Here is a 16940-nt window from a genome sequence, read left to right on the forward strand (position 1 = left end):
ATTCCTGCAAGACATCGAGCGCACTCATTAAGGAATTCAGCCCATGCAACAAGCCAATAACCGCAGGCAGAATAGCCACGTACGCGTGTGGATCTTATGCTTGATCCTGTTTCTTTCCGTGGTGGCGTACGCCGACCGTTCGATCCTGTCGATCTCCGGATCGGCGATCAAAGATGAGTTTGGACTTTCGGCGATTCAGCTTGGCCTGATCCTCTCAGCCTTCAGCTGGGCGTATGTGATCGGCCAGATCCCTGGCGGGCTGTTTCTCGATCGCTTCGGCACCAAAAAAGTTTATGGCGTGACGCTGGCGCTGTGGTCGATTTCCACGCTGCTAATGGGCTTTGTGGGAGAGTTCTCCAGCGGAATGACCATGGCGTTAACGCTGATGTTTGCGCTGCGTTTTGCACTGGGCCTGATTGAAGCACCGAGTTTTCCTGCCAATGCGCGCGCGGTGATTATGTGGTTTCCGAGCGCTGAACGCGGTCGTGCCTCTTCGTTATTTGCTTCGGCGCAATATTTTGCCGTGGCCATCTTCTCGCCGCTTTCTGGCTGGCTGGTGTCGCGCTTCGGCTGGGAATGGCCATTCTTTGTGTTGGGCGGCATTGGCGTGTTGGCGGTGTTTGTCTGGATGGGCTTTATGCGCAGCCCGCGCCACCATCCACAGGTATCGGACGCGGAGCTGCGCTATATCGAGCAGGGCGGTGCGCTGGTGGATATTGATGAGGCGCACACCTTAAAAGCCCGGCCGCCGCTGAGCAAAGCGATGTTCAAAAAGCTGCTGAGTAACCGCATGCTGTGGTGCGCCTATATCGGCCAATATTGCACTATTGCGCTGAGCTACTTCTTTATCACCTGGTTCCCGATCTATCTGGTGCAGGCGCGCGGCATGAACATTATGGATGCCGGCTTTGCCACCATCGCGCCGGCGCTGTTCGGCTTCCTCGGCGGTATCAGCGGCGGCTATATCTCCGACAAACTGCTGGCGAACGGCTGGAGTTTGTCGTGGGCGCGTAAGACGCCGTATATCGTTGGCATGCTGATGGCCGCATCGCTGATTCTGGCGGCGATTATCCCCAGCAACGTCGGCATTATCGCCATTATGTCCTTCGCCTTCTTTGGCAAAGGCGTGGCGGCAGGCGCGGGCACCTGGACGATTGTTAGCGATACCGCACCGAAAGAAGCGGTTGGCCTGGCAGGTGCGATTTTTAACGGCATCGGCAATATGGCTGGTTTTATCACGCCGCTGCTGTTCGGCATCATCGTCGGTTTAACCGGCAGTTACAGCATCGGGCTGGTATTCGTGGGTGCGCACTGCGTCGTCGCGGCACTGCTGTTCCTGCTGGTGATGGGACCGATTGAACGCGTCGGCGAGGAGCAGGAGACTTCAAGCCAGGTCGCCATGAATGGCGACCCTACAACCCCGTAGGGGGCGCATTTATGCGCACCTGGTCAAAGCCCTTACCGTCATACGGTGCGCATCGATGCGCACCTCCCCCCACAATCCTCACCAATCGCACAAATCCCTCCTGAAGATTTTTTGTTCAGCTGCCGATATCTCCTTACCACCCACTGATATTAAGGAGCGATATCGTGATAAAGCTGATTAACGTTGACGAACTGCGGCAGGGCATGTTTATCCACAAACTTGAGGTTTGGTGGGTAAAAGATAAGCGCATCCGCAACCAAATGCTGATCACCGATAAACGCCAGATCGCGATGATCCGTAACGAGGGGATCCTGCAGTTGTGGATCGATCTCGATAAATCGGTTCAGGCTCCTGTCGAGCCTATGCCGCAGAAAGCAATTCCGCAAACGCCCTTTTTTCAGGAGATGGATCAAGCGCAAAGTATTTTCAATCAGGGGAAGCCGCAGGTGCTGGCGATGTTTAATGAGGCGCGCATGGGGCAAAGGCTTGACCTTGATTATACCCTTGATCTGGTGGATCAAATTGCCGGTTCGATTACCCGCGAGCCAACGGCATTGCTCAGTGTGGCACGGCTGAAAAATCATGACGATTACACCTATCTGCACTCGATGGCGGTGTGCGGATTAATGATTTCGCTCGGCAAAAAAATGGGCCTGGATGAGCAACAGCTGCGTCGCGTCGGCATGGGCGGTTTGCTGCATGATGTCGGTAAAGCGGCGGTGCCGCTGGAGATTCTCAACAAGCCCGGCAGGCTGAGCGACGAAGAGTTTACCGTGATGCGCCAGCATCCGATTGTCGGCGCGCAGATGTTGATGGAAGCCGATGCCGGTGAAGATCTGCTGGATATCGCGCTGCACCACCATGAAAAATATGACGGCAGCGGCTATCCACACGGCCTGAAAGGAGAGGACATCACGCTGTTTTCCCGCATGGCGGCGGTGTGTGACGTCTATGATGCGGTGACCTCGAATCGCGCGTATCGCAAAGGCTGGACCCCTGCTGAAGCGATGCACCATATGCTGAGCTGGCGCGGCCATTTCGACAACACGCTGATGCATACTTTCGTGCGTACTATCGGGATTTATCCGGTGGGATCGCTGGTACGGCTGGCTTCCGGGCGCGTGGCGCTGGTGGTGCAGGGCGGTGAAAAATCATTGCTGAAACCAAAAGTGCATGTTTTCTGGTCGCTTCACGCTCAACGCGAAGTGAAAGCGGAAGCGCTCGATCTCGGCGACAGCTTCTGCACCGACAGTATTACCGGCGCTGAGGACAGCGGGCTGTGGCACAACGTCGATCTGAATCGTATCTGGGCGTTAGAAAGCGCTTAATTTCACACCATTTTTATACTTTATTTACGCCCGTCTCCTGCCTTTTTACCCCTTCTTTATGCCGCGCCGCGCATGCTTGCAGCACTACCAAATCCTCTGGAGGTTGCTGTGAGCGTGGGCGTGATAGCCAGCATCGTGCTGGTGTTTATTCTTCTGGGCTACCTGATTTATGCCCTGCTTAATGCGGAGGCGTTCTGATGGCTGCGAATGCATTCTTGCTGATTGCGGTATTCCTGCTGGTACTGATGGTGCTGGCACAACCGCTGGGTCGTTACCTCGCGCTGTTCGTCGCGGATAAGCCGCTGCTGCCGCGCACCGAACGCGCGCTGTGGCGACTGGCCGGCGCGGACGGCGACGCCATGCGCTGGCCGCACTATCTGCTGGCGATTTTGCTGTTTAACCTGCTCGGTTTTGCTGTGTTGCTGCTGATGTTGATGACGCAGGCGGCGCTGCCGCTCAACCCACAGCATCTGCCCAATCTGAGCTGGGATCTGGCGCTGAATACCGCCATCAGTTTCGTCACCAATACTAACTGGCAGTCTTATGCCGGGGAGAGCACGCTGAGCTATTTCAGTCAGATGGCGGGCCTCACGGTGCAGAACTTCCTGTCGGCGGCAACCGGCATCGCGGTGGCGTTTGCGCTGATTCGTGGTTTCGCCAACCGTTCGCTGGCGACGCTCGGCAACGCCTGGCGCGATCTGACGCGCATCACCGTTTACGTGCTGCTGCCGATCAGTCTGGTGATGGCGCTGTTCTTCGTCAGCCAGGGCAGCATTCAAACGTTCGAGCCTTATCACGCGCTCACCACGCTGGAAGGGGCGCAGCAGACGCTGCCGCTCGGACCGGTGGCGTCGCAGGAAGCGATCAAAATGCTTGGCACCAACGGCGGCGGTTTCTTTAACGTCAACTCGGCGCATCCGTTCGAGAACCCGACGGCGCTGAGTAACTTCATCCAGATGCTGAGCATCTTCCTGATCCCGGCAGCGCTCTGTTTCACCTTTGGTCAGCATCTTGGCGATCGTCGTCAGGGCCACATGCTGCTGTGGGCGATGACCATTATGTTCGTGCTGGCGGTGATCACCGTGATGTGGGCCGAACTGCGTGGTAACCCGCACTTCCTGACGCTTGGCGCGGACAGCGCCATCAACATGGAAGGTAAGGAGACGCGCTTTGGCATCCTCAACTCCAGCCTGTTTGCGGTGATCACCACCGCGGCATCGTGCGGTGCGGTCAACGCCATGCATGACTCTTTCACCGCGCTCGGCGGCATGGTGCCGATGTGGCTGATGCAGTTGGGTGAAGTGGTATTCGGCGGCGTTGGCGCGGGTCTGTACGGCATGCTGCTGTTCGTGCTGCTGGGGGTGTTTATCGCCGGGTTGATGATCGGTCGCACGCCGGAATATATGGGCAAAAAGATCGACGTGTGGGAGATGAAGATGACCGCGCTGGCGATTCTGGTGACGCCAACGCTGGTGCTGCTCGGTACCGCGCTGGCGATGATGACCGACGCTGGCCGCGCGGGGATGGCCAATCCCGGCATTCACGGCTTTAGCGAAGTGCTGTATGCGGTGTCATCGGCGGCCAACAACAACGGCAGCGCCTTTGCCGGCCTGAGCGCCAACACGCCGTTCTGGAACCTGCTGCTGGGTTTCTGCATGTTGATCGGTCGTTTCGGCATCATCATTCCGGTGCTGGCGATTGCCGGTTCGCTGGCGGCGAAGAAAATTCAGCCGGTGGGCAACGGTACGCTGCCAACGCACGGCCCGCTGTTTATCGCGCTACTGATTGGCACCGTCTTGCTGGTGGGCGCGTTGACGTTCATCCCCGCGCTGGCGCTTGGCCCGGTAGCGGAACATCTGCAACTTATTCAGGGATAACGGAATCATGAGTCGTCAACAACTGGCGCTGGTTGATGCGGCGCTAACGCGCGTTGCCATGCTGGATGCGCTAAAAAAACTCGATCCGCGCGTACAGTTCCGCAACCCGGTGATGTTTATCGTGTGGCTCGGCAGCGTGCTGACCTCGGTATTAGCGGCTGGCATGGCCGTCGGCACGCTCAGCGGCAGCGCTGGCTTTACCGCTGCGGTTGCCATCTGGCTGTGGTTCACCGTGCTGTTTGCTAACTTTGCCGAAGCGCTGGCGGAAGGGCGCAGCAAGGCGCAGGCCAACAGCCTGAAAGGCATCAGCAAAACCAGCGATGCGAAAAAATTGGCCGAACCGCGCCATGGCGCGCAGTGGCACAACGTGGCCGCCGACACGCTGCGCAAAGGCGATGTGGTGCTGGTGGAAGCCGGTGACATCATTCCCTGCGACGGCGAAGTGCTGGAGGGTGGCGCATCGGTGGATGAAAGCGCAATCACCGGTGAATCTGCGCCGGTGATCCGTGAATCCGGCGGCGACTTCTCCTCCGTAACCGGCGGTACACGCATTCTGTCTGACTGGCTGGTGATTCAGTGCAGCGTCAATCCGGGTGAAACCTTCCTCGATCGCATGATCGCCATGGTGGAAGGCGCCAAACGTCGCAAAACGCCGAACGAAGTGGCGCTGACCATTCTGCTGGTGTCGCTGACGATTGTGTTCCTGCTGGCAACCGTCACGCTGTGGCCCTTCTCAGCCTATGGTGGCACGCCCGTCAGCGTGACGGTGCTGGTCGCCCTGCTGGTGTGCCTGATTCCTACCACCATCGGCGGCTTGTTGTCGGCTATCGGTGTGGCGGGCATGAGCCGCATGCTCGGTGCGAATGTTATCGCTACCAGCGGCCGTGCCGTTGAAGCGGCGGGTGACGTCGATGTGTTGATGCTGGATAAAACCGGCACCATTACCCTCGGCAATCGTCAGGCGACGCAATTCCTGCCGGCACCGGGCGTTAGCGAGCAGCAGCTGGCCGATGCGGCGCAGCTGGCGTCGCTGGCCGATGAAACCCCGGAAGGGCGCAGCATCGTGGTGCTGGCGAAGCAGAAATTTAACCTGCGTGAGCGCGATCTGAGCAGCATGGGCGCCAGCTTCATTCCATTCTCGGCGCAAACGCGTATGAGCGGCGTCAACGTGCAGGATCGCCTGATCCGCAAAGGCGCGGTAGATGCCGTTCGTCGCCATATCGAAGCCAGCAACGGCCGTTTTCCCGCGCAAGTGAACGCTGACGTTGAAGAGGTGGCGCGCGCCGGCGGTACACCGCTGGTGGTGGCTGAAGGTGCACAAGTACTGGGCGTGGTGGCGCTGAAAGATATCGTCAAAGGCGGCATTAAAGAGCGCTTTGCCGAGCTGCGCAAGATGGGCATCAAAACGGTGATGATTACCGGCGATAACCCGTTAACCGCAGCGGCGATTGCGGCGGAAGCGGGCGTTGATGATTTCCTGTCGGAAGCCACGCCGGAAGCTAAGCTGGCGCTGATTCGCCAGTATCAGGCGGAAGGGCGCTTAGTGGCGATGACCGGCGACGGCACCAATGACGCACCGGCGCTGGCGCAGGCCGACGTGGCGGTGGCGATGAACTCCGGTACCCAGGCGGCAAAAGAGGCGGGTAACATGGTCGATCTCGACTCTAACCCAACCAAGCTGCTGGAAGTGGTGCACATCGGCAAACAGATGCTGATGACGCGCGGTTCGCTCACCACCTTCAGTATCGCCAACGACGTGGCGAAGTATTTCGCCATTATTCCGGCCGCGTTTGCCGCCACCTATCCGCAGCTCAACATGTTGAACGTGATGGGGCTGCATTCGCCTAATTCGGCGATTCTGTCGGCGGTGATTTTCAACGCGCTGGTGATTGTGTTCCTGATCCCGCTGGCGCTAAAAGGCGTAAGTTATCGCCCGTTGAGCGCCGCAGCGCTGCTGCGTCGCAACCTGTGGATTTATGGCGCGGGCGGATTAGTGGTGCCGTTTATCGGGATTAAAGCTATCGACCTGCTGCTGACGCTGCTTGGCCTGGCTTGAGGAGAAGAGAAATGAGTCAGTTACGTCCGGCTATTGTATTGTTAATGATACTGACGCTGCTTACCGGCGCGGTGTATCCGCTGCTCACCACCGGTTTGGCGCAGTGGTGGTTCCCGTCGCAGGCCAAGGGTTCGCTGATTGAGCAGGATGGCGCGGTGCGCGGTTCTGAGCAGATCGGCCAGGCCTTTAGCCAGCCGGGCCACTTTTGGGGCCGTCCTTCCGCTACCGGTGATGCGCCTTATAACCCGCTGTCCTCCAGCGGCAGTAATCTGGCCGCCAGCAATCCGGCGCTGGATAAAGCCGTGGCGGAACGCGTCGCTGCGCTGCGCGCGGCGAATCCGCAGGCCGCTAAAGCGGTGCCAGTGGAGTTGGTCACCGCGTCGGCGAGCGGTTTAGATCCTGATATTTCGCCGGAAGCGGCCTTGTGGCAAGCTCCGCGCATCGCCGCCGCGCATCACATGGCGCTGCAAGATGTTGAGGCGCTGATTGCGCGTCAAACCGAGCGCCCGCTGTTGCCGTTTATCGGTGAAGAGACGGTGAACGTGCTGCGCCTGAATATGGCGCTGGATGATTTGCAGTAACAACCGGCCGCCATGAATGGCGACCCTACGCTAATTTTGCGAGATTTTCGTAGGGTGCGCATTCATGCGCACCTGCAAACATAGGCGATTTATCGCGCGGTTTTTACAATGGACGATCGATGAACGACGACATATCTCGCCCCGATCCCGATGCACTGCTGCTGAATCACAGCGACAGCCATCGCGGTAAGCTGAAAATCTACTTCGGCGCCTGCGCGGGCGTGGGTAAAACCTTCGCCATGTTGCAGGAAGCACAGCGCCTGCGCGCGCAAGGCCTCGATGTGTTAGCCGGCGTGGTGGAAACGCATGGCCGCGAAGAGACCGCCGCGCTGCTCAACGGGCTGGCGGTGCTGCCGCGTCGTGCCACCGGGCGTTCGCGTCATGCTGAATTCGATCTTGATGCCGCGCTGGCGCGCCATCCGGCGGTGATTCTGATGGATGAGCTGGCGCACACCAACGTGCAGGGTTCACGCCATCCTAAACGCTGGCAGGACATTGAGGAGCTGCTCGAGGCGGGTATCGATGTCATCACTACCGTCAACGTCCAGCATCTGGAGAGCCTGAATGATGTGGTTGGCGGCGTAACCGGTATTCAGGTGCGTGAAACCGTGCCCGATCCGTTCTTTGATAGCGCCGACGAAGTGGTGCTGGTCGATCTGCCGCCGGACGATCTGCGCCAGCGGTTAAAAGAGGGCAAAGTCTACGTCGGCGACCGCGCCGAGCGCGCTATCGAAAACTTCTTCCGTAAAGGCAATCTGTTCGCGCTGCGCGAGCTGGCGCTGCGACGCACCGCCGATCGCGTGGATGACCAGATGCGCGCCTGGCGCGATCAGCAGGGCCGCGACAAAGTGTGGCACACGCGTGATGCCATTCTGCTGTGCATTGGTGATGACACCGGCAGCGAAAAGCTGGTGCGCACCGCTGCGCGCCTGGCGGCACGGCTCGGCAGCGAATGGCACGCCGTGTATGTGGAAACGCCTCGCCTCAATCGTCTGCCCGAGGCGCGTCGTCGCGCTATTTTGCGCACGCTGCAGCTGGCGCAGGAGCTGGGGGCAGAAACCGCGACGCTCTCCGATCCTGATGAAGCGCGTGCCGTGCTGCGTTACGCGCGCGAGCATAATCTGGGCAAAATTGTCACCGGACGCCAGCCACAGCGGCGCTGGCGGCGCGACAGTTTTGCTCAACGTCTGGGCGAACTCGGTCCGGATCTCGATTTATTAGTAGTGGCGCTGGACGAACCGGTGCGCGATGCGCCGCATCCGCTCGGTGGCCAGCGTGCCAGCGGTGAAAAATGGCGGCTGCACCTGCGCGGCTGCCTGATGGCGTTGCTGTTGTGCGTGTTGGTTACCACCGTGGGCCGCTGGCTGCTGAAGGAGTTTGATCCGGCCAACGGCGTCATGATTTATCTGCTGGCGGTGGTGCTGGTAGCGCTGCGCTATGGGCGCTGGCCGTCGGTGTTCGCCACGGTGATCAATATCCTCGCCTTTGACCTGTTTTTTGTTGCTCCCACCGGTACCGTCGCGGTATCGGACTTACAGTATCTGGTGACCTTTGCGGTGATGCTGGCGGTGGGCGTGATTGTCGGGAATTTGACGGCGGGCGTGCGCTATCAGGCCAAAGTGGCGCGCTATCGTGAACAGCGGGCGCGCCATCTGTATGAGATGGCGAAATCCCTCGGCAGCGATCTCACGCCGCAGGATATTGCCACCACCAGCCAGCGAATTATTGACGTTACCTTGCAGGCGCGCAGTTTGCTGCTGTTGCCCGATGAACAGGGCGAGCTACAAACCGTGGGCGATACCGCGATTGGCACGCCGCCGGATCTCGCCATCGCCAAATGGAGCTTCAGCAAAGGCCAGCCCGCGGGCGCAGGTACCGATACCTTACCGGCGGTGCCGTACCAGATTCTGCCGCTGAAAAGCGGCAGTCATTGTCGCGGTTTGCTGGTGGTTGAGCCGGAAAACCTGCGACAGCTGATGATTCCCGAGCAGCAGCGTCTGCTGGAAACGTTCACCGTACTGATCGCCAACGCGCTGGAGCGTATGGCGCTGTCGCACAGTGAAGCGGCGTCGCGTCTTGCCGCCGAGCGCGAGCAACTGCGTAATGCGCTGCTGTCGGCGCTGTCACACGATCTGCGCACGCCGCTGACGGTGCTGTTTGGCCAGGCGGAAATGCTGATGCTCGATCTCGCTAGCGAACAGTCGAAATATGTGGGACAGGCGAACCAAATTCGCGAGCAGACGCTGAGCACCATCCGCTTAGTGAGCAACATGCTGGATATGGCGCGCATTCAGTCGGGCGGGCTTAATCTGCGCGAAGAGTGGGTGGCGCTGGATGAGGTGATTGGCGGCGCGCTGAGCAGCATGGGACCGTCGCTCAAGGGGCATGAATTTATTCTCGACCTGCCCGAAATGGTCCTGATCAAGGGCGACAGCGCCATGCTGGAGCGCGTGTTTACCAATCTGGTTGAAAATAGCCTGAAATATGCTGGAAATGCCGCGCAGCACGGCATTCGTGCGTGGCGCGAGCGAGATCGGCTGGAGATTGCAGTGTGGGATAGCGGACCCGGCATTGCGCCAGAGAATCTCACGCGCATTTTCGACAAGTTTGCGCGCGGGGATAAAGAGTCAGCGGTGCCCGGCGTTGGGTTGGGTTTGGCGATTGGCAAAACCATTATCGAATCGCATCGCGGGCGCATCTGGGCAGAAAACCGGCCAGAAGGTGGCGCGGTGTTTCGTTTGTCGCTGCCGCTGCCCGCCGCGCCTGAAATTTCTGAAGAGGGACTGAAATAACTTCACATAAGTTCGGTTATACTCGCCCACTTGTCTGTTGATTAATGGGAACTTATGGAACGTTTTATCGAAAACCTGATGTATTCATCGCGCTGGCTGCTGGCTCCGGTTTACATAGGACTTTCATTGGGCCTTTTGGCGCTGACCATCAAATTTTTCCAGGAAATTTTCCACCTGTTGCCGCATGTTTTCAGCATTGCGGAAAACGATCTGATTTTGCTGCTGCTGTCGCTGGTGGATATGACGCTGGTGGGCGGTTTACTGGTGATGGTGATGCTCTCGGGTTACGAGAATTTTGTCTCTAAGCTGGACATCGATGAAGACCGTGAGAAGCTGAGCTGGCTGGGTAAAATGGATTCCGGCTCGCTGAAAAATAAAGTCGCCGCATCGATTGTGGCAATTTCATCGATTCATCTGCTGCGCATTTTTATGGACGCCCGTAACGTCGCCAACGAAAAGCTGATGTGGTACGTGATTATTCACCTGACATTTGTGCTGTCGGCGTTTGTAATGGGCTGGCTGGATAATATGTCGAAGGCGGATAAGCAAGTGGCAAAGATGTAGTTTGGTGCGCGCTAGCCCTCACCCCAGCCCTCTCCCGCAAGCGGGCGAGGGGGCTGACCGTGCCGCCATCAGTTCCCTCTCCCACAGGGAGAGGGTTAGGGTGAGGGGAAAACCACTACCGCGTTGCCGGCTGCGTTCCCGCCAGCTTTGGCATCACTTCCCGAATCATCTCGAAAAACTGCCGTAATCGCGCCGGATAATAGCTGGCCCACGGATAGGTCAGCCACACCGGCAGCGGCGGCGCTTGCCACTCTGGCATTAACTGAATCAAATCCCCTTTCGCTAAATCTTCCTGCACCACCCAGGATGACACCACTGCTGCGCCCATCCCGGCCACGGCGGCTTTGCGTACCGCGTACAAACTGTCGCTGGCGAGGCGCGGGGCAATCGCCAGATTCACCGGCTGCCCGTCGCTGATACGCTGCAAAGCGATTTCGTTACGATAAAAGCTGGTCAGCGCCAGCCACGGCAGTTGGGTGAGCTGCGATACGTCCTTCACCGGCGGATACGCCGCCAGCAGCGAGGGGGCCGCCACCACAAAGCGCGGCACCTCAGCCAGCAATATCGCCACGATGGATGAGTCGCTCGGCGCACCGACCTGAATCGCGCAGTCGATGTTTTCACTGATGAAGTCCGGCGTGCGGTCATTCAGCGTCCACTCCACCGTTAAGCGTGGATAGCGGTGCAGATAATCAATCAGCGGTTCAATCAGCTGATCCTGACCAAAGGCGTGTGGCGCGCGTACCCGCAGGGTGCCAATGGGATCGTCACTGGCCCCGGTCAGATCATCTTCCAGCGCGTGCCAGGTGGCCAGCAGCTGACGCGCCTGAGCATAACAACGCTCGCCATCATCGGTGAGCTTCAGCGCATGGGTGGTACGCAGAATCAATTTGAGGCCCAGCCGCTGTTCAAGCGCCTGCAGGCGGCGGCTGATAGTGGGCTGGGTGGTGCCCAGCTGCGTCGCTGCCGCTGAGAGCGATCCACTTTCAACAATGCGGATAAAGGTTTGCATCAGTTCGATGCGGTCAACGCTGGAAGGTGTATTCATACGCGCCACGTATAACAGTTCTGTGTTTGAACACTCTACCGCGTATGGCGGCGACGCGCTTTAATAAGCGCACTTTCTCGGGGGAATCCACTATGTCAGCCATGTCATCATCTTCAGTCATCACGGCGGAGAAACTGCCCGCACCGCTGGTCTTTACGCTTGCTGCCGGTGCAGGCCTTAGCGTTGCATCGATTTACTACAGCCAGCCGATGCTGGATATCATCAGCAAACAGTTTAACGTCGGCATTGGCAGCGTTGGCATGGTGCCGATGCTGACGCAGGCGGGTTATGCGCTGGGCATTTTGTTGCTGGCACCGCTCGGCGACCGCCACGATCGTCGCACCATCATTTTAGTCAAAGGCTTGCTGCTGGTTGCCGCTTTGCTACTGTGCGGCTTTTCAGGGGGGCTGAACGCCTTGCTGATGGCCAGCTTTGTCACCGGCTTAACGGCCACCGTGGCGCAAGATATCGTTCCGGCGTCGGCGGCGTTAGCACCGGAGCGCAGCCGCGGTAAAACCGTGGGCACGGTGATGACGGGATTGCTGGTCGGCATTTTACTTTCGCGCGTGGTGAGCGGCGTGGTGGCAGAGTATTTCGGCTGGCGCACCATGTATATGGTGGCGGCGGTGGCCGTATTGTTAATTAGCGTCGCGCTGTGGCGCGTATTACCGCGCTTCACGCCGGGAACGTCGGTGAGCTACCCGCGTTTGCTGCTGTCGCTGGCGCATTTGTGGCAGCACCATCAAACGCTGCGCCGTGCTGCGCTGGCGCAAGGCTTGTTATCGGTGGGCTTTAGCGCCTTCTGGTCAACGCTGGCGTTAATGCTAAGCGACAAATTCCATCTGGATAGCGCCGTCGCTGGTGCGTTCGGCTTGGCCGGTGCGGCAGGGGCCTTAGCGGCGCCGTTAGCTGGCAGCGTGGCGGATCGCATCGGCCCTGCGCGTGTGACGCAGTACGGCGCCACATTGGTGATGGTGTCGTTCGCGCTGATGTTCCTGCTGCCGCTGTTGCCGATGCCGGCACAGCTTGGTCTGATTATCATCAGCACTATCGGTTTTGATTTGGGCGTGCAGGCTACGCTGGTAGCGCATCAAACCCTGGTTTACAGCCTGGCGCCGGAAGCACGCAGCCGTCTTAACGCCTTAATGTTTACCGTTGTTTTCATCGGTATGGCAACCGGCGCGGCGCTCGGCAGCCTGGCGCTGGCACATTGGGGCTGGACCGGCGTGGTAGCGCTCTCCACGCTCGCCGCTGCGCTTGCCCTGATGATTCGCCTTGCGAGCCGCCATCTGAAAAACTGATCGCCTAACATGTGCCAGGCTTAAAGGAAGAATATGATTTAAAAACGGAGCGTTATGAATTTCCTGGCCTGGACCGCTGCCACCGGCGGTCTCTTACTTCTTATGTCACTGGCTTCCGGTTGGATTCACCGTGGGCCCGTGACCTCATTTGGTCTCTATCTGTTCGCCGGCATCCTGTGTGGTCCGTGGATGCTCAACTTGCTGCAAGTCGATATCATCGGTCACGCCAACCTCGCCGCGCACATCACTGAAATTACCATGGCCGCCTCGCTGTTTATCACCGGGCTTAAGCTGCGTTTGCCGCTCAACGCGCACGCATGGCGCATCGGCGTCAGGCTGGCGTTTCCGGCGATGTTGCTGACCGTTGGCAGTATGACGGTGTTGGTGCACTGGATCACCGGCTTTGATTGGGCACTGTCGCTGGCATTTGGCGCCATTGTGGCGCCGACCGATCCGGTGCTTGCCAGCCTGATTTCGGTGAACGATGCGCGCGATGACGACGCACTGCGCGTGGCGCTCTCCAGCGAAGCGGGCATGAACGATGGCTCAGCGCTGCCGCTGCTGATGCTGGCCATGATCATGCTGCAGCCGGGCGCGCTGACGCTCTCCTCATTCGGTGAATGGTTCGCCAAAGATACGCTCTGGGCCATGGGCGGCGGCCTCGGGATTGGCTTCGCATTGGGTTGGTTGATTGGCCAACTGGCAACGCATTTACGCACCGCCAATCAGGATGTAGCACCCAACGATCTGTTCGCCCTTGCGTTGATTGCGTTGAGCTACGCCGCCGCGCAGGCGGTGGATGCGTCGGGCTTCCTCGCCACGTTTGCCGCAGGCGTGGGCTTGCGGCGCGCGGAATTACGCGTGGTGAAGCACTATCCACAAGATGAGATGTCAGAAGAGGAGCGTTTCCTGCCAGCAGAAGCCCGCGTGAATACCGGCCAGCGCCTGGCGCAAGGCAGTAGCGGCATGGTGAAATCGGTCGGGTTGGTGATCGGCGATGCGCTCTCCTTTGGTGATACTATCGAACGCCTGCTGGCGGCGGGCATGATGGTGGTGCTGGGCATTACGCTGGCACAGCACTGGAATCTCACCGGTATTGGCCTGGCGCTGCTGCTGTTTGTCGTGGTGCGCCCGCTGGCGGTGTGGATCACCACCTGGCGCTGCGACATTCCGCTGATGCGACGGCTGCTGATTGGCTGGCTGGGTATTCGCGGCATCGGCAGTATCAATTATATTGCTTATGCATGGGTGCACGGTATGCGCGGCCCCGAGGCAGAACAGATGGTGGATATGGCGCTGACGTTGGTGGTGTGCAGCATTGTGTTGCACGGCGTGACGGTGACGCCGCTGCTTAACTGGCGTGCCGCCCGCCAGGCCGCCCGCGCAGAGCACAATGAAAACTGATTTATTGGAAATTACTGGAGCCTATTATGAAAGCGTTATTACTCGCCCTCGTTGGGCTGTCACTGTCCGCCAGCGCGCTGGCCGCCGACGGTGATAATAATCAGGAAGAAAATGTTTATGCCAGCCAGCTGTGTCATTTGGTGAGTAGCGAAAAGAAGACCAGCGATTTGGATGGTTACACCGAGAAAATGAAGTCGCAGCTCGCGGCCAGCCAGTCGTCATCGGCGATACAGCAACCGGAATTTAATGAAGAAATCGCGCAGGAAGTGATTAGCGCCTGGCTGGAGTTGGGCGAGGATGAACGCGGAAAGCTGCGCCACGATCAATCGCAATGTGAGCAAACGGTGATGACCCAGTTCCAGCAGCAAGATTAATAGCCGTCATACTTCAAGCGGCAGCTGCGTTGGCTGCGTTCGTTCACCCCTGTCACGTACTTGCCGCCTTGCTGCCGCTCGAATTATTTAGGTTATTCGAAAAAGCTCGCGCCTTATCAGGCGCGTTTTTTTATGGCTTTTTTGTATGATTTACGTACATAATCGCCAGCGTTGAAATAAGACACGCATCACATAATGAGATTCAGCTTTTATAGCTGGCATTTTTTGCATACTGACACTGGGCAAGATGATTACACGTCGTCACTTTTTGTTGGCTACCGGAGCAACCGTTCTCTCCATGACCACGGGCAAGCTGTTTGCTCGCGATGACGTCATTCCGCTGTGGCCCGACGATCCGCCAGGCGGCGGCGGCCCTTCAGGTTTGCTCAAAGTGAACAAGTACGGTTCCTGGACCAACATCGTTTCCCCCGCCATTCAGCGTTTCCGTCCGGAAAATCCCAACGGCGAAGCGGTGATCGTCGCTGCGGGCGGCGGCTATCGTTTTATCGGTATGGGGCGCGAAGCCTGGCCGGTAGCGCGCTGGCTGAATGCAAACGGCTACACCGTGTATGTCCTCAGCTACCGTTTACCGGGCGAAAAGTGGCAGGCGGGCAATCTGGCACCGCTGCAGGATGCACAACGGGCGATTCGCCTGGTGCGTTCGATGGAGCGCAAAGTGCACGTGCTGGGCTTTTCTGCCGGTGGGCATCTGCTCGGCATGGCGGCGGCGCGTCCGAATTTCGACTCGTATCCGGCGCAAGATCCGCTGGATCAGGTCACGCCTAACGTCGATAGCGTGGGGTTGATTTATCCGGTGATCACCCTTGAAGCGCCGTATCAGCACACCAACACCCACCTGATGCTGGTTGGCAATAACGCCACGCCAACGCAGGAAGCCAACTGGTCAGTGCAAAACTACGTCACGCGGCACTATCCACCGACCTTCCTCGCGCAGGCCGAAGACGATCACACCTCCAATCCTCATAACACTGAAATCATGCGGGATACCTGTCGCCGCATGCGCGTGCCGGTTGAGCTGATTGAGCTCAGCAAAGGCGGACACGGGTTCGGCCTCGGTAAAGCGGGCACGCCAGCCGCGTTGTGGGATCAGGCTTATGTGCGCTGGCTGGATAATCTGAGTTAACCCTGGTCGCCATAAATGGCGTCATCATGATTCGTGCGTGCATGGGGACGGTCGCCATAAATGGCGCCCCTACAGATCTCCAGAAACATCACGTCAAATTAAAATGCGCATCCGGCTCTAACGGTTCCGGTAGCGACCGTTCGCCATTCATCGCTTTCAGATCGCGTGCGATATTAACGCACAGCGCATCAAGCGGCAGATGGTTCGGCGCGGTGCCAAACGGGTGCTCCAGCTCCTCCGCCAGCGCTTCCAGTGACAAAAAGGTGTAGGAGATAAACATCGACACCAGCGGCGTCATCAGATGCAAATCCGCCACCAGCGCGAACGGCAGCAGCGTGCAGAACAGATACACGGTACGATGCAGGATCAGGCTGTAGGCAAACGGAATCGGCGTGTTGGCGATGCGATCGCAGCCGCCCAGAATGGTGGACAGCTGATTGAGATTTTCATCAATGCTCTGCCAGATAATATCCGATATGTCCCCTTCATCGCGGCGCTGCGCCAGCCAGGTGCTCAAACACAATAAAACCTGCGATGTAGGCATAGGATGATTCAGCACTGCGCTGTGCCAGTTATCGGGCAGCAGGCGCTGCAAATCGGCCTGCACCGGCGTTTTACGCAGGCGGTGTTTCAGGCTCCAGCTAAACGCCAGCAGCAAGCCGGTAAATTCCCGCACCTGTTCTTCACGGATGCCGCGAATGCTTTTAATTTGCCGCAGCAGCGAACGCTCGGTGATATGCAAGTTACCCCACAAGTGGCGGGCTTCGATAAAACGCGCATAGCTGGCGTTGTTGCGAAAACCAAGGAAGATGGCGATCGACACCCCGACCAAACTAAAAGGCGCGGTGGTGAGGTGAATGCCGAGGGTCGAATACCACGGATAGCCAAAGATAGCGATCAGCGACATGAGTAGATTGAGCGACAGGCGAAACACGATGTTGCTAAGCACCGAGCCATGCCAGTCAAACAGCCGGATAAACCAGTGTTGATGGGGACGTACGATCATTTTGCGATGGTGTATTTTTTAGGTTTTGTGGCGTTAGGG

14 protein-coding genes are annotated in these 16940 nt (G+C 58.5%); 12 read left to right on the forward strand and 2 right to left on the reverse strand.

All coding sequences use genetic code 11. The annotated features are described in order from the left end of the window. The first annotated feature begins 43 nt into the window (after positions 1–43). The 8 genes from CRO19_RS10125 (at position 44) to CRO19_RS10160 (ending at position 10624) form a co-directional block, all read left to right on the forward strand. Positions 44–1426: an MFS transporter gene (locus CRO19_RS10125; protein WP_097095716.1), complete on the forward strand. Its 1383-nt coding sequence runs from the start codon at positions 44–46 to the stop codon at positions 1424–1426. Between the two features lie 164 nt (positions 1427–1590). Continuing rightward, positions 1591–2754 carry an HD-GYP domain-containing protein gene (locus tag CRO19_RS10130; RefSeq protein ID WP_097095717.1) on the forward strand — a complete coding sequence of 388 codons (1164 nt, stop codon included), beginning with the start codon at positions 1591–1593 and terminating at the stop codon, positions 2752–2754. Positions 2755–2862: 108 nt separating this feature from the next. Next, entirely contained in the window at positions 2863–2952 is a 90-nt protein-coding gene (kdpF, locus tag CRO19_RS10135; protein ID WP_099686964.1) for a K(+)-transporting ATPase subunit F, read from the forward strand. Beyond that, positions 2952–4631, forward strand: a complete 1680-nt coding sequence (gene kdpA / locus CRO19_RS10140) for a potassium-transporting ATPase subunit KdpA (RefSeq protein ID WP_097095719.1) — start codon at positions 2952–2954, stop codon at positions 4629–4631. The genes kdpF and kdpA overlap by 1 nt, the downstream gene beginning before the upstream one ends. Before the next feature lie 7 nt (positions 4632–4638). Next, complete coding sequence (gene kdpB, locus CRO19_RS10145) at positions 4639–6687, forward strand: potassium-transporting ATPase subunit KdpB (protein WP_097095720.1); 2049 nt, start codon at positions 4639–4641, stop codon at positions 6685–6687. 11 nt (positions 6688–6698) lie between these two features. Beyond that, positions 6699–7268 carry a potassium-transporting ATPase subunit KdpC gene (gene kdpC, locus CRO19_RS10150; RefSeq protein WP_097095721.1) on the forward strand — a complete coding sequence of 190 codons (570 nt, stop codon included), beginning with the start codon at positions 6699–6701 and terminating at the stop codon, positions 7266–7268. A gap of 119 nt (positions 7269–7387) precedes the next feature. Next, positions 7388–10060 (forward strand): two-component system sensor histidine kinase KdpD, encoded by a 2673-nt coding sequence (gene kdpD / locus CRO19_RS10155; protein WP_097095722.1) that lies wholly within the window; start codon positions 7388–7390, stop codon positions 10058–10060. A 54-nt stretch (positions 10061–10114) separates the two neighbouring features. Further along, entirely contained in the window at positions 10115–10624 is a 510-nt protein-coding gene (locus CRO19_RS10160) for a TIGR00645 family protein (protein ID WP_097095723.1), read from the forward strand. Between the two features lie 115 nt (positions 10625–10739). Here the strand turns inward: CRO19_RS10160 and CRO19_RS10165 are convergent, their stop codons facing one another. Next, the gene (locus tag CRO19_RS10165; RefSeq protein WP_097095724.1) at positions 10740–11672 is read right to left on the reverse strand and encodes a LysR family transcriptional regulator; all 933 of its coding nucleotides are present in this window, start codon (positions 11670–11672) and stop codon (positions 10740–10742) included. Positions 11673–11764: 92 nt separating this feature from the next. Here CRO19_RS10165 and CRO19_RS10170 point away from each other — a divergent pair, with 92 nt between their 5' ends. The 4 genes from CRO19_RS10170 (at position 11765) to CRO19_RS10185 (ending at position 15895) form a co-directional block, all read left to right on the forward strand. Further along, complete coding sequence (locus CRO19_RS10170) at positions 11765–12973, forward strand: MFS transporter (RefSeq protein ID WP_097095725.1); 1209 nt, start codon at positions 11765–11767, stop codon at positions 12971–12973. Positions 12974–13027: 54 nt separating this feature from the next. Next, positions 13028–14377, forward strand: coding sequence for a cation:proton antiporter (locus tag CRO19_RS10175; protein WP_097095726.1), 1350 nt, complete (start codon positions 13028–13030; stop codon positions 14375–14377). A gap of 26 nt (positions 14378–14403) precedes the next feature. Then, positions 14404–14751 (forward strand): hypothetical protein, encoded by a 348-nt coding sequence (locus CRO19_RS10180; protein ID WP_097095727.1) that lies wholly within the window; start codon positions 14404–14406, stop codon positions 14749–14751. Between the two features lie 247 nt (positions 14752–14998). After that, the gene (locus CRO19_RS10185; protein ID WP_097095728.1) at positions 14999–15895 is read left to right on the forward strand and encodes an alpha/beta hydrolase; all 897 of its coding nucleotides are present in this window, start codon (positions 14999–15001) and stop codon (positions 15893–15895) included. Positions 15896–15983: 88 nt separating this feature from the next. Here CRO19_RS10185 and CRO19_RS10190 read toward each other — a convergent pair whose 3' ends face one another. Next, positions 15984–16901, reverse strand: a complete 918-nt coding sequence (locus CRO19_RS10190; protein WP_097095729.1) for a bestrophin family protein — start codon at positions 16899–16901, stop codon at positions 15984–15986. Positions 16902–16940 lie beyond the last annotated feature (39 nt).

The sequence above is a fragment of the Candidatus Pantoea floridensis genome (assembly GCF_900215435.1).
GTDB classification, from domain to species: Bacteria; Pseudomonadota; Gammaproteobacteria; order Enterobacterales; family Enterobacteriaceae; genus Pantoea; species Pantoea floridensis.